The 15,858-nt window shown below is 57.9% G+C and carries 12 protein-coding genes; 3 read left to right on the top strand and 9 right to left on the bottom strand.

The features are described 5' to 3' along the window. Position 1 precedes the first annotated feature (1 nt). The 8 genes from TRP66_RS06520 to TRP66_RS06485 form a co-directional block, all read right to left on the bottom strand. The gene (locus tag TRP66_RS06520; protein WP_131672226.1) at positions 2-418 is read right to left on the bottom strand and encodes a hypothetical protein; all 417 of its coding nucleotides are present in this window, start codon (positions 416-418) and stop codon (positions 2-4) included. Continuing rightward, on the bottom strand, positions 419-2,554 hold the full coding sequence (locus tag TRP66_RS06515; protein WP_131672225.1) for a hypothetical protein: 2,136 nt from the start codon (positions 2,552-2,554) through the stop codon (positions 419-421). Further along, on the bottom strand, positions 2,555-4,015 hold the full coding sequence (locus TRP66_RS06510; protein WP_131672224.1) for a site-specific integrase: 1,461 nt from the start codon (positions 4,013-4,015) through the stop codon (positions 2,555-2,557). Next, positions 4,012-5,208 carry a tyrosine-type recombinase/integrase gene (locus tag TRP66_RS06505; RefSeq protein WP_236454051.1) on the bottom strand — a complete coding sequence of 399 codons (1,197 nt, stop codon included), beginning with the start codon at positions 5,206-5,208 and terminating at the stop codon, positions 4,012-4,014. Before TRP66_RS06505 ends, TRP66_RS06510 begins: the two co-directional genes overlap by 4 nt. A 191-nt stretch (positions 5,209-5,399) precedes the next feature. Then, positions 5,400-8,312, bottom strand: a complete 2,913-nt coding sequence (locus TRP66_RS06500) for a ribonucleoside-diphosphate reductase subunit alpha (protein WP_333400549.1) — start codon at positions 8,310-8,312, stop codon at positions 5,400-5,402. 568 nt (positions 8,313-8,880) lie between these two features. Further along, on the bottom strand, positions 8,881-9,606 hold the full coding sequence (locus TRP66_RS06495; RefSeq protein ID WP_333400548.1) for a 4'-phosphopantetheinyl transferase family protein: 726 nt from the start codon (positions 9,604-9,606) through the stop codon (positions 8,881-8,883). A 150-nt stretch (positions 9,607-9,756) separates the two neighbouring features. After that, on the bottom strand, positions 9,757-10,215 hold the full coding sequence (locus TRP66_RS06490; protein ID WP_333400547.1) for an REP-associated tyrosine transposase: 459 nt from the start codon (positions 10,213-10,215) through the stop codon (positions 9,757-9,759). Positions 10,216-10,534: 319 nt separating this feature from the next. After that, the gene (locus tag TRP66_RS06485; protein ID WP_333400546.1) at positions 10,535-11,323 is read right to left on the bottom strand and encodes a dienelactone hydrolase family protein; all 789 of its coding nucleotides are present in this window, start codon (positions 11,321-11,323) and stop codon (positions 10,535-10,537) included. Positions 11,324-11,530: 207 nt separating this feature from the next. On the opposite strand from TRP66_RS06485, the gene TRP66_RS06480 reads away from it, so the two are divergent. The 3 genes from TRP66_RS06480 to TRP66_RS06470 all read left to right on the top strand — a co-directional run bounded on the left by TRP66_RS06480 (position 11,531) and on the right by TRP66_RS06470 (position 15,268). Next, positions 11,531-12,208 carry a response regulator gene (locus tag TRP66_RS06480; RefSeq protein ID WP_333400545.1) on the top strand — a complete coding sequence of 226 codons (678 nt, stop codon included), beginning with the start codon at positions 11,531-11,533 and terminating at the stop codon, positions 12,206-12,208. Beyond that, a complete protein-coding gene (locus tag TRP66_RS06475) occupies positions 12,205-13,551 on the top strand; it encodes an ATP-binding protein (protein ID WP_333400544.1) in 1,347 nt (448 codons plus the stop codon). The genes TRP66_RS06480 and TRP66_RS06475 overlap by 4 nt, the downstream gene beginning before the upstream one ends. Before the next feature lie 373 nt (positions 13,552-13,924). Continuing rightward, positions 13,925-15,268, top strand: a complete 1,344-nt coding sequence (locus tag TRP66_RS06470) for a dicarboxylate/amino acid:cation symporter (RefSeq protein ID WP_333400543.1) — start codon at positions 13,925-13,927, stop codon at positions 15,266-15,268. Between the two features lie 57 nt (positions 15,269-15,325). Here TRP66_RS06470 and TRP66_RS06465 read toward each other — a convergent pair whose 3' ends face one another. Next, positions 15,326-15,820 carry a SprT family zinc-dependent metalloprotease gene (locus TRP66_RS06465; protein ID WP_333400542.1) on the bottom strand — a complete coding sequence of 165 codons (495 nt, stop codon included), beginning with the start codon at positions 15,818-15,820 and terminating at the stop codon, positions 15,326-15,328. Positions 15,821-15,858 lie beyond the last annotated feature (38 nt).

Below are 15,858 nucleotides of genomic sequence, written 5' to 3'. Positions count from 1 at the left end.
TCTACCGGATTTCTTTTGGCTTGGCATATGGCAACGGGCGGTCGAGGTCATCCAAGGTGAGACCTCCCCTGACAGCGTTGTGGCTCCACCGAACAAACTGCTCCAGAAGAGCATTGTTTTCACGTGTCAGGCGCTCTACGCGGGCCTCTAGAAGCCTGACGCGTTCCAGGGCCTTATCCGTCTCAACCGCGCTTCGAGAAACCCTTACTACGCCGTTGTCATCCTTGGCGTGCTCTTTGGCATGATCCCAGGCAGATTTGATGCGTGGCTGCCGGAGCATCGCAGCCTTGGTGTACTTGTGGCCGATTTCTACCTCTAGCATGGCTAGATAGCGATCCCAAGTAAGTAGCCCGACCCAGCCGTCCAGCAGGCGTACAGCCTTGTCGATCCCGGCGTCATTTAGCTTTGGCGCACCCATTTAGAAAAACCCCATGTCCAGTAGCAACTTCTCGTCGGCGTCCACATCGTCATCGACTTCTGCCTCAGATTTCTTTGGCGCTTTTGCGTCTAGATTAACGATCCTCACGGCTTGGGCCAGCCCAGCCTTTGACTGCGAGTTGTCAGGAGGTGGCAATGTGATAAACGTTCCATCAGCAATGGTTGGATCGTTCAGCTTGGTCAGAACAAGGCGCCATCGTTCGAGTTTAGGCTGGTGAAGCTTCAGCCACCTTGATGCGCCTGGCTCACCACGTTCGTAAGCCGCTTCAGCATCCGCGACAGCTTTTTCGTGGAGCTTGAATTGGAACTCGGCCTCGTCGTGATGGCGTTTGTCGCCCTTCACAAACGTGTGCTCTCCACAGCTCACGCAGTCCTTATCCTTGGGGCATGGGGTGAGTGCGTGATCATGACGGCAAATGCCGTAGCGGGTGCGGTGAGTCGCTCCTAGCTCCAGCTTAAGCGCCTGCTCTCGGGTGAGGCCGTGAGCAATTGCAATCGAATTCACTTTGGCTTCCAGATGCCCCTCGACCTGGAGTGGCCGCTGTTTGGCCCCAAGCTTCAGATAGGCCTCAATGAAGGCCTCTTGAGGCAGGTGGTCGTACCATTCGTTCTGTTTTACGTTTTTGCGACCAGACCAAAAAGCAATGAGAGACTCACTGAGGTGCTTGCTTTGGGCGAGGGTATTCAGCAAGTGGCGGAAGTCGTGCGTGGTAATGCTGATAGTGCTCCCGTCGGGGTTCACCTTGTTATTCCGACTGAACGTCGTAACGCCGCCAGGATTGGCTCCTAGCTGATTATTGAACTGATTGGTCGACAACGATGAGGGGACGTACAGCAGCGGCTCAGCGTTTGGCCTGAGGATGTTCTCTGGAAACATGAATAGTGCTTCGTGCCACTTTAGCCCGGTATGCCCATCAAGGATCGGAAAGGCGGCAGGGAGCTTTCCGAGCGCAAACTTTTCCAACGATTTGAACTCGTAGAGTGGTGCACTTCCAGATTTGAGTCCTTCTTCCAATCGCGACTGGTCATGGGTTATCTCGCCCGTCTTTATGAGTCCATAATTCTTTGCCTTGCTGCTATGGATAGCCGTTTCTTTTCCGAGGATTTTTGCTGCCTCAAGTAATGTTATCGGCAGCCCACGAAGGTGCTCTAGGTCAGGCGGAAGGTAGATGTCGTTAGGGTTTTTTGCATACCAGGCTGCGGCGGTGCGTGCTGGAGCTCCAAGTTCAATCAAGTATCTGACGGTCTCTTTCACCACAGCCTCAAACTCATCGGAGGCAGCGAACTTGGTCATCGCCCCTGCGCCTTTTGCTGGAGCCCATGCAATGCCCATAATAGGGCCGTCTTTTGTATCTGCTGAACGGAGACAGTCTACTGGAAGGCTTAAAATTTCAGCTGACCGGCTCGGGGCATACATGGCAAGAGACACAAAAGCAGTTGTCAGCTTATCTGACACGTTGGTGCTGGTGTGATGGATTTCTGCCAGTGCCAGGATCGATTCTAGAGACGGAAGTCTTGCCACAGCTTTATCGGATTCTTTGGTAGCAATCCTGTCGTTTCTGACCGGGGCCTTGTATTGGATCGGGCTTCGCCACTCCAATAGACTTGGTGTAAGTCGTGCGGGGTTAACCACCTCTGTCACGATCCTTTCCAGAACCCTTGCCGTAGTCCAAGAGTCAGTGAACCTAGCTGTCAATAAATCACAGGCCTTATCAAGTACGAAAGGAGTTAGCTGGGTAACGCATGGTCTGAGTTTGGAGTCAATCAGTGCCTGTTCAATGGCTTGGAGCGCGTATAGGTGCCGTTTGAATTCAGCGAGACGCAATCGGCGCATCACCTCACTGAATGTCGCCTTTGCAAAGCACAGGAAGTCCTTTTCAAAAGGAACTTGAACGATTGACCGGCTTCTAGATTCGTCTCGCATTGACTTGAAGTGCGCAACTTTCTTCAGTTTTCCCTGCGCTCTCCCAATGTTAAAAGTAGTGATGTCCCAGCTATTACTTTCCCAATCGATATTAGTAAAAGGAAAGTTTGCTTTGGCGTGCGAAATGAATAGCTCCAGATTCTCTCGGGAACTCAGTGCGTCTCTGCCAACAAAATGTACGATTTCGCCCATTTAAATTACTTCTTCTGATGTGTCGCGGATCGTGATGATTTGTTGAATCGCAGACATTGCACTGTGATTGATCTGGCGGATCCTCGGCTCCGTTTCGACCTCTTGATCCGCTACCAGAGATGACATCAAGGTTTCCCAGGGTGCACTCAGCAAAGGCTCGAAATGGGCGCACCCAGCTAGGCAGGCGACGGGAGCGTTCTGGTGGCATTCGGCGCGGGTTCCACATGCACCAACAGGCATTCCCATCAGCCTCATGAAGTCCGTGATAACGGCGTCAGGATCCCCGGCCCTGGTCGCTTCGTGCAGCCCTGAAATAGGCTTGCCTTGAAATGCCCGTGCGAAGTATCCCATTTCTTTGCCCAGCGCCTCTCGGATAGGCATTTGGAGCTCAGGCATGGATGCCCGGTAGTATTGGATACATGAGGTACTTCGGTGGGTGAGCAAACGCGCCACTTCATAGTCCGAAGCCCCTTGGGCCAGAGCCCTGGTGGCAAGGGTGTACCTAAAGCGATATGGGGTGATTGCGATCTTGGTTCCGAGGCGCTCTGAGTATGTATCCAGCTTTCGAATAACTGAGCTCATACGATGCCCCAGAGCTTGAGAGGAAAGCTCATCGAATAACGGATCGTCAATGCCAGCCAGGTTCGCTGGCGGATGCTTGTCTAGGTAGCTAATCAAACACTCCGCGAGCACCGTAGGTGCTCGACGCAACCAATGTTCTAGAGACGCAGTCATTTCTCCTTTGGCTAATGGAACCTTTAGTGTCACCTCCATACCGCTCTTGCTGTGGATGATGACATCTTTCTTGTTCATCCTATGGGCTTGAGACGGCCTAACGCCTGTTCCAATAAAGAACCAACAAATGGTGTAGTCGGCTTGACTGATTGTCCCGTTTGAATACGCCCGATTGAGCTCATGATGAACGTTGTGGATTTCCTGCTCGGTAAGCGCACCCTTTTCGGGGTCATTGGTAATTAAACCAAAGTAGGCGCCGGTGCTCTTTTCTTCCCACTTATATGGATGTTCAAGAAAGTCGAGAACCGAATCTGACAATCCTGGCAAGCTAAGATCTGAAATACGGCGAAGCAAAGGTATTACAAAGGCCCTATAACTTAATGGGACTTTGTTTAGAGAATTTATTTCTGAGATATCAATATAATCTTTGGAAGCCATTTCTGGCAGTTCGAACCAATTTCTAATGGCATACAGGATCGTTCTATTGTAAGAAAGGCTATGAGTAGATAAGGTCGTTTTAATTGAGGCATATATGCTTTCGTGCAATATGTTGCCGGGCCTTAAACTGTCAAGGCGCATAGGATTCGAGTTGCCGTCGCGGTCATTGATTCGCAGGATTTGGCCCATTTGAATTTCAATTATACGACCGTCCAATAGAACGACTCTGCCATTTTTTGCACTTGGCGATGCTGGTTGATTATTAATGGCGTTGTTTGCGTAGGTCATTTAGAGGAATCTTCTTTCTTTTTATTCAGATCGTTAGCCAAGTCTTCGGCAATTTTGTCCGCTTTTTCACGGATGTGCCTTCGGGCATAACGCTCTTCCATTTTGGACTTTTTCGACCAGCCATTGAGGCGGTTCCTGACCTGTTTTTCTTCTTCTGGCTTCATCCGCTCTTCAGGAGGAAGGCTGTCAATCTTTCTGCTCAGACGATCATTCCAAGTCCGGCGTAATGCATGTGGAGCAATACTTGTGGGCAAGCTGTTTTTGCGGCGGAGCTCTCTGAACGCCAAGTTAATTGCTTCTACAGAAAGGTGATCGCCTTTGCTGGTCGTGAAGAGGTAGCCATGTTTTCGCGCTTTCGCCGGGATTTTCGCCCAGTGGTTCATGACGAATTGATGGAATTCGTATGCTGTCTGCTCGGTTATTGGCAGCGTTCTCGCAATGGTTTTTGATACCCGCACTTTCACGCGGCGGGTAGCATGGTTGATGTCTTCCACCCTGATGTACCGAAGCTCACTGCGTCTGATCGCCGTATCGTTGAAGATTCGGTATATCAGGTGATTTCGGTATTGGTGAAAGTCCGACTGAAAGGGGTTGGTCTCGGATCCCGGCTCGAAGGCGGCATCGATGGCATCCATAAGCTCTTCCAAAAGCCCTTCCGGAGCGTCTCCCTCGTCTGATGGCACAGCCCTTGGCTCTTGAGCTCGCAACGCGGCAATGGCCCTTTCTCGTGCTTTTGAAAGGTCTTTCCTTGGCTTCTCGGATGCCTTTGGGTTAATGCGCTCATGATTGAACTCCAGAAAGTTCGCCACTGTGCGGATTCTGTATCCACCCTCCACTGCGGAAATCAATGTTCTGGGTGCGTTCGGGGCACCCCCGCTGCGTACCTGTTCCAGTCGCACAATTTTACGAGGCCGAGTTTGCAGAGACTCTGCTACCAGTTGGTCTTGCGCGCCCCGATCCATACGAAGGAAGAAAGCTAGATCTTCGCATTGCTCGACCGAGAGGAACGTTTCTGAGCGCAACGCTGCGTCAAGGTCAAGTTTCCAGGTAGTCGCCCACAGGTACGCCATGCCCAGGGTACGGAGCACTTTTTCAATGGTGGTTACGGCGAAGCCCACATCTCGATATCGGAGAGTGGCATACACATTTGGAAGGAAGGGAGGACGACCTTCGTGGTCAACGAGCACTGCCATGGGTAGGTCGTCTGACGCGGTGAAAGATCTGAGGGAATAGCTGACCAAAGTATACGCTTCCGACCTGTGAGCTAGTTTGGCCGGGGAGTATAGGTAGCGGTATACGACAAGTAAACCCTCTAACCCCTTAGTTCCATTGGGGTTAGAGGGATATAACTTCTAGAATGTATACGTTTTAAAACTTATGAACCCTACTGACAAGCCTCACAATCCGGCTCGTCGATCGCGCAGGCCTTTGGCACTGGCGCCGGGCCGGCCGGGGCGGCTTCGCTTGGGCGAGGGGCGGTCAGGGCGGAGTCGTCCGGGCCGTGGCCACCGCTCGATACGGCGTTGAGCTTGCCGGTGTTGATGGTCGACTTCTCGGTGCTGGTCGCGGCCAGGGCACGGAGGTAGTAGGTGGTCTTCAGACCGCGGTACCACGCCATGCGGTAGGTCACGTCCAGTTTCTTGCCCGATGCGCCGGCGATGTACAGGTTCAGCGACTGAGCCTGGTCGATCCACTTCTGGCGACGGCTGGCGGCGTCGACGATCCACTTGGTTTCCACTTCGAACGCGGTGGCGTACAGGTCCTTGAGTTCCTGCGGGATGCGCTCGATCTGCTGAACCGAACCGTCGTAGTACTTGAGGTCGTTGATCATGACCGAGTCCCACAGATCGCGGGCCTTGAGGTCGCGAACCAGGTACGGGTTGATCACGGTGAATTCGCCCGACAGGTTCGATTTCACGTACAGGTTCTGGTAGGTCGGTTCGATCGACTGCGATACGCCGGTGATGTTGGCGATGGTCGCGGTCGGCGCGATGGCCATGATGTTCGAGTTACGGATACCTTTCTGCACGCGGGCACGAACCGGCGCCCAGTCCAGGGTTTCCTTGAGGTCGACGTCGATGTACTTCTCGCCACGCTGCTCGATCAGGATCTGCTGCGAGTCGAGCGGCAGGATGCCCTTGGACCACAGCGAGCCGTCGAACGTCTCGTAGGCGCCGCGCTCGTCGGCCAGGTCGCAGGAAGCCTGGATCGCATAGTAGCTGACCGCTTCCATGGAAGTGTCGGCGAACTGCACGGCTGCATCGGAACCGTAGGCGATGTGCTGCAGGTACAGCGCGTCCTGGAAGCCCATGATGCCCAGGCCGACCGGACGGTGACGCAGGTTGGAGTTGCGGGCCTGCGGCACGGAGTAGTAGTTGATGTCGATGACGTTATCGAGCATGCGAACGGCTACGTCGACGGTGCGCTTGAGCTTGTCGGTGTCCAGCTTGCCGTTGACGATGTGGTTCGGCAGGTTGATCGAGCCCAGGTTGCAGACCGCGATCTCGTCCTTGTTGGTGTTCAGGGTGATCTCGGTGCACAGGTTCGAGCTGTGGACTACGCCCACGTGCTGCTGCGGGCTGCGCAGGTTGCACGGGTCCTTGAAGGTCAGCCATGGGTGGCCGGTCTCGAACAGCATCGAGAGCATCTTGCGCCACAGGTCCTTGGCCTGGATGGTCTTGAACAGCTTGATCTTGCCTGGGTATTCGGTCAGCGCTTCGTAGTATTCGTAACGCTCTTCGAACGCCTTGCCGGTCAGGTCGTGCAGGTCCGGCACTTCGGACGGCGAGAACAGGGTCCACTTGCCATCGTCGAAGACGCGCTTCATGAACAGGTCAGGGATCCAGTTGGCAGTGTTCATGTCGTGGGTACGACGACGGTCATCACCGGTGTTCTTGCGCAGCTCGATGAACTCTTCGATGTCCATGTGCCAGGTTTCCAGGTAGGCACAGACAGCGCCCTTGCGCTTGCCACCCTGGTTGACCGCGACGGCGGTGTCGTTGACCACTTTGAGGAACGGCACGACGCCCTGGGATTTGCCGTTGGTGCCCTTGATGTAGGAGCCCAGCGCGCGCACCGGAGTCCAGTCGTTGCCCAGGCCGCCGGCGAATTTGGACAGCATGGCGTTGTCGTGGATCGCGTGGTAAATGCCCGACAGATCGTCCGGAACGGTGGTCAGGTAGCAGCTCGACAGCTGTGGACGCAGAGTACCGGCGTTGAACAGCGTCGGGGTCGAGGCCATGTAGTCGAACGAAGACAGCAGGTTGTAGAACTCGATGGCGCGGTCTTCGCGGGCTTTCTCTTCGATGGCCAGGCCCATGGCCACGCGCATGAAGAACACCTGCGGCAGTTCGAAACGCACGCCGTCCTTGTGGATGAAGTAACGGTCGTACAGGGTCTGCAGGCCGAGGTAAGTGAATTGCTGATCACGCTCGTGGTTGATTGCCTTGCCCAGTTTTTCCAGGTCGAATTCGGCCAGGACAGGGTTGAGCAGTTCGTACTTGATACCGGTGGCGACGTAGGCTGGCAGCGCCTTGGCGTACAGGTCGGCCATTTCGTGGTGGGTGGCGCTCTCGGCGACGTCCAGGAAGCCCAGGGCTTCGGCGCGCAGGGTGTCCATCAGCAGGCGGGCAGTGACGAACGAGTAGTTCGGCTCGCGCTCGACCAGGGTACGCGCGGTCATCACCAGCGCGGTATTCACGTCTTTCAGCGCAACGCCATCGTACAGGTTCTTCAGGGTTTCGTTCTGGATCAGGCTGGCATCGACTTCGGCCAGACCTTCGCATGCTTCGCTGATGATGGTGTGCAGACGACCCATGTCCAGCGGCGCCAGGCTGCCGTCAGCCAGGGCGATGCGAATGGACGGGTGGGCCTGGACCGGCGCTTCACCGGCACGACCGGCGCGCTCGCGGGCGCGGGAGTCACGGTAGATCACGTAGTCGCGAGCGACTTTCTGCTCGCCGGCACGCATCAGGGCCAGTTCGACCTGGTCCTGGATTTCTTCGATGTGGATGGTGCCGCCCGAAGGCATGCGACGCTTGAAGGTCGCGGTGACCTGCTCGGTCAGGCGCGCAACGGTGTCGTGGATACGCGACGAAGCGGCGGCGGTACCGCCTTCAACTGCGAGAAACGCCTTGGTGATCGCGACAGTGATCTTGTCATCGGTGTAAGGCACGACGGTGCCGTTACGTTTGATCACTCGCAGTTGACCGGGTGCGGTGGCGGACAGGTCCTGTGAGGCCTGGCCGGCCTTTGGCGCAGCGGTCGGCGAATTCTCGCGAGTTGTGTCGGTTTGCATGGGTGTCTCCACGTCTGAAAATATGTTCGGGCATCGCTGCCCACCGTTCCGTCATATGGCAAATCGGTCGCCCGCGCGCGGGCAACTGCAAAAGGCCTCAAACGGATCAGGACGCGCTGGGCGCATCCCGGCTTTGAAGCCAAAAGGGTCGGCTGGGCCGATCCCGCGAAATCTGTCGAATTGTGTGTTGCCGGTGTTGCAATCCATACCGCTCGGGACGCATGAGAATGCGGGCGGTTTGACCAGCGATTCGTGAGAAATTCAACCCTCGGAAGCAAGAAAAAACGCTTGAAATTCACGATTGAGTTGTGCTGGCCTTTCGGCGTAAAACCCTACATGTAGGGTGTCGCCAGAGGTTGGGCTACAAGATAATGCGTTTGCGACACCAATTGCAACGCACGACCTGTGGATAACGCTGTGTGTAGTTTGTGTATGACGAAGGCGTCGCGCTTGTAGGCCGCATAACTACTGGACCCGACCGTTTGTCACGGATTTTTACAGGCTTGTCGAGCGGTCAACGGATTTCGCGCACAAGCGCCAATCGATGCGTCAGGACGCCGCAGGAGGATCAGGCGGCGATCGCAACCAGGCTCAGCAGGCGGTTGTCATGAACATCGAACTGGCCGTCGAGCTCCTTGCCGCGATGCCATTCGGCCGAGAGATCGGTCAACAGTCGCAGGCGGACACTGCCGTCCTGTTGCCAGCCCAGCAGTTGGGCGTCCTCGAAATAGAAGCGCTTCTGCACGATGGGGTAGAGGGCCTTGAACAGCGCTTCCTTTATGGAGAAGGTCAGGGTCACGCGCAACGCGACCTGATCCTGCGTGGCGGCGGCCATGTCAGCCAGCTCGCTGGCGGTAAGAATCTCCCCGGCCAGTCGGGAGGCGCGCTCGTGGCTGAGCACGTGCTCGGTGTCCAGTCCCAGACCGCGCCACTGTGCTTTGTGCCCCACGACAGCAGCGGCCCAGCCGGTGCCGTGGGTGATCGATCCGCAGACGTCCTCAGGCCAGACCGGCGCTCGATCCCCGCCAATCACCGGCACATGAACCCGCCCGTCCAGTTCTTGCATCGCCTGCCGCGCGCACAATCGCCCGGCGAGAAACTCCGCCTGCCGCTTCGCGACCGACCGAACGATGCTGGGCGGCTGCTCGATGCCACACCGCGAAAAATCGCCCTCGGCCAGATGCGACGGCTCGAATACGCCACTCACCAGCACCGCGCCAGGGACGGCAAGCGGAAGGGGCCAGTGACGGGTCAGAGCCGGGCAGCAAGCGGGGAGTGGGGGCGTGATGATCATGCGCGGCATTGTGCCGGGGGATGGGCGGGGTGGGAAGTCGAGGCGTGAGCGTGCATGTCGATTTGTCGCGTTGCGGTTGTCGCGAGCAAGCTCCCTCCCACAAAGACCGCGCTGATCCAGGCCGGATCATTTGATCCTCAACCCACTTACTCAGATCCAGATCGCGTCCCACAACGAATACTCGCGGATGCTGGGCACCAGGCCGGCCCGCACCGGATTGGCGACGATGTATCGAGCGAAATTGACCAGATCACGTTCGTCTCTGATGGCTCTGTCATGAAAACCATCTTGCCAGAGCTGTCCCGAAGCTCCTCTCGCCCTGTTTACCGCAGCGGCGCTTTTGGACTTTACCCGTTGAATCAGGCCTGACAGGGATTCGGCCCGTAGCTCAAACAGCCAATGTAAATGATCGGGCATTACCACCCAGGCTAGGGAGTGGGCAAGATCTTGCTCTTGAGCGAGCCGCAGTTCATCGACCAGCAAGCGGCCCAGCGCCAAGCTGGTGAAGACGGGCGTTCGGTCGAAAGTCGAGGTGGTTACGAGATATATATGGTGCGCGCAGGAATACCGGCCTCTGCGTAAAGCTCGGGAGTGGCTATGACTGGACATTCCATTGTCCTCTGGCTTTTGAAAGACCCGGAATATAAGGTCCGGCCCGAGGGAGCTGAAAAATTATGGTTGGCCGAATGTTGCGCGGACTGGTTGTTCTGTTCGTTTGCCCTCAAGATCGCCTGTCGCGAGCAAGCTCCCTCCCACAATGATTGTGTTGTCAGGTCCAAAATGCAGTGCATCTGGGAGTAAGCTCTCTCCAGGATGACCACGCTGTCGGGTATGAAGCGCGGTTAATGTGGGAGGGAGCTTGCTCGCGACATGTACGACCCGGTCTGTCAGGCAGGTCGCGAAGATGCGCACAGCAGGGATCGCAGGCTTATCCAAATATCTTCTTGAAAAACGCCTGCATATCCGCCCACGACGCCTGATCGGCGGCTTTGTTGTAGCCGATGTCGGGGCCGCCGTGATCGCCGTGGCCGAGGCGGTCGGCGTCGGGGTTGGTGAAGCCGTGTTTGGCGCCTTCCAGGCTGACGAACTTGTAGTCGGCGCCCGCCTTGTCCATCTCGCTCTTGAAGGCCGCGACGTTTTCCGCCGTCACCATGCTGTCCTGGGCGCCGTGTTCGACCAGCATCGGCACCTTGATCCCCGATTGGGCCGGTGTATTGGTCACCAGCGCGCCATGGAAGCTCACCACGCCGGCCAGGGGTTCGCCGCGACGGGCCGCGTCAAGCACGATCTTGCCGCCGAAGCAGTAGCCGATGGCTGCGATTTTCGCCGGGTTGGTCTGCGGCTGTTTCTTGAGCTGTTCACGGCCCGCGTCGAAGCGCTTGTCCGCAGTCGCGCTGTCCTTGAGGGCCGCCTGCATGAATGCCATGGCGTCCTTGGGATGTTCGGTGTTCTTGCCTTCGCCGTACATGTCGATGGCCATGGCGCTGTAACCCAGTGCGGCCAGGTCGCGGGCGCGGCGCTTGGCGTAGTCGTTCAGGCCCCACCATTCATGGACCACCAGCACGCCGGGGCGCTGGCCTTTTATCGCGTCGTCGTAGGCGTAGTAGCCGACCAGTCGGGTGCCGTCGGCGCTCTGGTAATCAAGCTGCTCGGTCTTGATCGCCGCCTGGGCCAGCCCGGCGCAGGCCATCAGGAAAAGTCCGGTCCACACACGCATGTTCGACTCCTTGTTCACATATAGAAAGGGGGGCGGAAGCCACAGCCTAGCCGATTCTACCGCCGCCCACAGGCGCGAGGCGCGTTCAGTGCCAGTTCAGCGCCGCGCGGTTACTGTGTAGGCTTCTTGAATGGCAGGCGCTTGAACGCTGAGCGGTCGCAGACGTTATGATTGAATCTTGAGGCTGAACGCGCCTGGGAGAGCTGCATGAAGTTGTTGGTGGTGGAGGACGAGGCGCTGTTGCGTCATCACTTGCGTACGCGCCTGACTGAAGCAGGCCACGTGGTGGAGGCCGTCGCCAACGCTGAAGAAGCGCTGTATCAGGTCGGGCAGTTCAATCACGATCTGGCAGTGATCGATCTGGGCCTGCCGGGTATCGGCGGACTGGACCTGATTCGTCAGCTGCGCACGCTGGGCAAGGCGTTCCCGATTCTGATCCTGACCGCACGCGGCAACTGGCAGGACAAGGTCGAGGGCTTGGCCGCCGGTGCCGACGACTACGTGGTCAAGCCCTTTCAGTTCGAGGAACTGGAGGCGCGTCTCAACGCACTGCTGCGACGCTCCAGCGGCTTCATTCAGTCCGCGATTACGGCAGGGCCTCTGCTGCTGGACCTCAACCGCAAGCAGGCGACCTTGAGCGAACAGCCGCTGGCGCTGACGGCCTACGAATATCGCATCCTCGAATACCTGATGCTCCATCATCAGCAGGTGGTCGCCAAAGAGCGCCTGATGGAGCAGCTTTATCCTGACGATGACGAGCGTGATCCGAACGTCATTGAGGTCCTGGTAGGCCGTCTGCGCCGCAAGCTCGATGGCGACCAGGGGTTCAAGCCCATCGAGACCGTGCGTGGCATGGGTTATCTGTTCACCGAGCGCTGTACATGATCCGTTCGCTGCGCCTGCGCCTGATGCTGGGCGCCGCGACGCTCGCCGTCATCTTCATGTTGTTGATGCTGCCCGCGCTGCAGGGCGCTTTCAGCCTGGCGCTGCGCGGCGCCATCGAGCAGCGCCTGGCCTCCGACGTTACCACCATGATTTCCGCCGCGCGGGTCGAGGACGGTCGGCTGCTGATGCCGTCGCTGCTGCCCGGCGAGCAGTTCAATCTGCCCGGCAGCCGTCTGCTCGGCTACATCTATAACCGCCAGGGCCAGTTGGTGTGGCGGTCTCTCGCCACCGAAGATCAGGATATTCAATACCACCCCCATTACGATGGGCAGGGCAGCCAGTTCGCTCGCGTCCGTGAAGTCACGGGGGACGAGTATTTTGTCTATGACGTAGAAATCAAACTGCTCGGCGGGCGTAACGCGGCGTTCAGTATCGTGGCGCTGCAACCTCTGCGCGGCTACCAGCAGACCATCGACGACCTGCGCCACAAGCTTTACGTGGGCTTCGGCGTCGCGCTGCTGGTGTTGCTCGGGCTGCTGTGGCTGGGGCTCACCTGGGGGTTGCGGGCCTTGCGCGGAATCAGTCACGAACTGGATCAGGTGGAAGCCGGGGCGCGGGACAGTCTCAGCGAGAAACATCCCAGCGAGCTGCTGCGCCTGACCGACTCGCTCAACCGCCTGTTGCGCAGCGAGCGGGAGCAGCGCATCCGCTATCGCGACTCGCTCGATGACCTGGCGCACAGTCTGAAAACCCCGCTGGCGGTGTTGCAGGGCGTGAGCGAGAACATCGCCAAGCGCCCGGAAGACCTGGAGCAGGCACGCGTATTACAAACCCAGATCGAACGCATGAGTCAGCAGATCGGCTACCAGCTGCAACGCGCCAGCCTGCGCAAGAGCGGTCTCGTACGTCACCACGTGCAGTTGCGGCCCGTGGTCGAAAGCCTGTGCAACACCCTTGATAAGGTGTATCGCGACAAGCAGGTCAAGGTGACGCTGGATCTGCCGGAGCAGTGTCAGGTGGCGATGGAAGAGGGCGCTTTACTGGAAATGCTCGGCAATCTGCTGGAAAACGCCTACCGGCTGTGCCTGGGAGAAGTGAAAGTGAGTTTTCTGGAGTCGCCGCTGGGCGACGAGCTGTGTGTCGAAGACGACGGCCCCGGCGTGCCGCAGTCGCAGCGGGCACGGGTGCTGGAGCGGGGCGAGCGGCTGGACCGGCAGAATCCCGGGCAGGGCATCGGGCTGGCGGTGGTCAAGGACATCATCGAAAGCTACGCCGCGCGCCTGACCCTGGGGGAATCGCCGTTGGGCGGCGCGGCGTTCAGGATTCATTTTCCGCTGCACTGAAAACAACGCCCCTGTAGGAGCCAGCTTGCTGGCGATTTCTCTTGTCATGGAAATCGACAGCGAGACGGATCGCCAGCAAGCTGGCTCCTACGGCTCGACACGGCGGATACCCGCCACTGTCTTCCGGTTTTTCGGTTTATTAGGCGGATTTCCGCCATCCTCTTGACCTTTGCCGGCCTCAGGTGAAGGCTGTACGCCATGTAGGTCGCGATTTCATTGAACGCCGGGATCGTGGCACGCCTATTGCTAAACGTGAAAGAGGTCTGCCTCGCGCAGCTCGACACAACAAATCCCTCCAGTGCAGGAGGGTTAGCGCTTTATAGGCTCGCGTGCATCAGGTGAGATGCCGACGACGCCCTTGAGGATAACTGCAATGACGACTCGTCAGCCCTTCTACAAAACTCTGTACTTCCAGGTCATCGTCGCTATCGTGATCGGTATCCTGATCGGTCACTTCTACCCCGATACCGGCAAGGCCCTGAAGCCGCTGGGCGACGGGTTCATCAAACTGATCAAGATGGTCATCGCCCCCATCATCTTCTGTACGGTCGTCAGCGGTATCGCCGGCATGCAGAACATGAAGTCGGTCGGCAAGACCGGTGGCTACGCGCTGCTGTATTTCGAGATCGTTTCGACCATCGCGCTGTTGATCGGTCTGATCGTGGTCAACGTCGTTCAGCCGGGTGCCGGCATGAACATCGACGTCAGCACCCTGGACGCTTCCAAGATTGCGGCCTATGTGACTGCCAGTAAGGATCAGAGCGTTGTCGGCTTCATCCTCAACGTGATCCCGAACACCATCGTCGGCGCCTTCGCCAACGGCGACATCCTGCAAGTGCTGATGTTCTCGGTGATCTTCGGCTTTGCCCTGCACCGTCTGGGCGCCTACGGCCGTCCGGTGCTGGACTTCATCGATCGCTTCGCCCATGTGATGTTCAACATCATCAACATGATCATGAAGCTGGCCCCCATCGGCGCCTTCGGTGCCATGGCCTTCACCATCGGCGCGTACGGCGTGAGCTCGCTGGTGCAACTTGGCCAGCTGATGATCTGCTTCTACATCACTTGCTTCCTGTTCGTGATTCTGGTTCTGGGCGCCATCTGCCGCGCGCACGGTTTCAGCGTCTTCAAGCTGGTTCGCTACATCCGTGAAGAGCTGCTGATCGTACTGGGTACTTCCTCTTCGGAATCGGCACTGCCACGCATGCTGATCAAGATGGAGCGTCTGGGCGCGCAGAAGTCGGTCGTCGGTCTGGTCATCCCGACCGGTTACTCCTTCAACCTGGACGGTACTTCGATCTACCTGACCATGGCGGCCGTGTTCATCGCTCAGGCGACCAACACCCACATGGACATCACTCACCAGATCACCCTGCTGCTGGTTCTGCTGCTGTCCTCCAAGGGCGCGGCCGGCGTCACCGGTTCGGGCTTCATCGTTCTGGCCGCGACCCTGTCGGCTGTCGGCCACCTGCCGGTTGCCGGTCTGGCGCTGATCCTGGGTATCGACCGCTTCATGTCCGAAGCCCGCGCGCTGACCAACCTGGTCGGTAACGCCGTAGCGACCGTCGTCGTTGCCAAGTGGGTAGGCGAGCTGGACACCAACCAACTGCAGAGCGAGCTGGCTTCCGGTGGCACCGCGATCGTCGAAACCCGTCACGAAGACGACCTCGGCGTGGCTGAAGGCCCGGCTCCAGTGAGCACTGGCAAGTCGGTCTGATAAGCGACAAGCGATGAAAAAAACCCATCTTCGGATGGGTTTTTTTATGCCCCGGCATTATTCCACTCGTGTTTCACCGCTGAACACCAGCGTCTGGCGACAGCGCTTGCACAGGTAGCGCCGGCCTTTGCGGACCATGCCGTGGCGCTGGGCGGTGAAGGGGAAGTCGCTGTCGGGGCAGGGGCACCGGTAGATGTAGCGCATCACGCTGCGGCGCTTGACCTCGTAGTTGTGGCAGCGGTTGGGTGGCAGTTCATACACGCCCCGCATGATCAACTGCCACTCTTCGCCATGGGGCTGAATGCTGCCGCCGAACAGCTGGTGCGCAATCAGGTGGGCGACTTCGTGGGGAACGGTCTGGCGCAGGAAGTCTTCGGTGTTTTCCCGGTACAGCTGCGGATTGAAACGCAACAGGTTTTCGTAAAGGTGCGCAACGCCGGCCTTCTGGCCGCGCAGTTTCAAGCTGACCACGGGACGTTTGAAGGAACGTTTGAAAAAGGCTTCGGCTTGCTGGTAACAGGTTTCGACGCGGGTATTGAGTTGCTCGGGCATGCTGTGGGGCTCTCCAGATGCGCGCAGTATGCCGCAAC

The organism is Pseudomonas sp. JDS28PS106 (assembly GCF_036706555.1).
Classification (GTDB): domain Bacteria; phylum Pseudomonadota; class Gammaproteobacteria; order Pseudomonadales; family Pseudomonadaceae; genus Aquipseudomonas.
Note: the sequence above shows the minus strand (reverse complement) of the source record. Positions and strands in the feature narration are given on the sequence as shown.

What these genes read in the sequence shown, in the direction of transcription:
- TRP66_RS06500 (WP_333400549.1), bottom strand. Translation starts at nt 8,312, where the DNA reads ATGCAAACCGACACAACTCGCGAGAATTCGCCGACCGCTGCGCCAAAG.
- TRP66_RS06490 (WP_333400547.1), bottom strand. Translation starts at nt 10,215, where the DNA reads ATGTCCAGTCATAGCCACTCCCGAGCTTTACGCAGAGGCCGGTATTCC.
- TRP66_RS06515 (WP_131672225.1), bottom strand. Translation starts at nt 2,554, where the DNA reads ATGGGCGAAATCGTACATTTTGTTGGCAGAGACGCACTGAGTTCCCGA.
- TRP66_RS06465 (WP_333400542.1), bottom strand. Translation starts at nt 15,820, where the DNA reads ATGCCCGAGCAACTCAATACCCGCGTCGAAACCTGTTACCAGCAAGCC.
- TRP66_RS06510 (WP_131672224.1), bottom strand. Translation starts at nt 4,015, where the DNA reads ATGACCTACGCAAACAACGCCATTAATAATCAACCAGCATCGCCAAGT.
- TRP66_RS06470 (WP_333400543.1), top strand. Translation starts at nt 13,925, where the DNA reads ATGACGACTCGTCAGCCCTTCTACAAAACTCTGTACTTCCAGGTCATC.
- TRP66_RS06480 (WP_333400545.1), top strand. Translation starts at nt 11,531, where the DNA reads ATGAAGTTGTTGGTGGTGGAGGACGAGGCGCTGTTGCGTCATCACTTG.
- TRP66_RS06475 (WP_333400544.1), top strand. Translation starts at nt 12,205, where the DNA reads ATGATCCGTTCGCTGCGCCTGCGCCTGATGCTGGGCGCCGCGACGCTC.
- TRP66_RS06485 (WP_333400546.1), bottom strand. Translation starts at nt 11,323, where the DNA reads ATGCGTGTGTGGACCGGACTTTTCCTGATGGCCTGCGCCGGGCTGGCC.
- TRP66_RS06520 (WP_131672226.1), bottom strand. Translation starts at nt 418, where the DNA reads ATGGGTGCGCCAAAGCTAAATGACGCCGGGATCGACAAGGCTGTACGC.
- TRP66_RS06495 (WP_333400548.1), bottom strand. Translation starts at nt 9,606, where the DNA reads ATGATCATCACGCCCCCACTCCCCGCTTGCTGCCCGGCTCTGACCCGT.
- TRP66_RS06505 (WP_236454051.1), bottom strand. Translation starts at nt 5,208, where the DNA reads ATGGCAGTGCTCGTTGACCACGAAGGTCGTCCTCCCTTCCTTCCAAAT.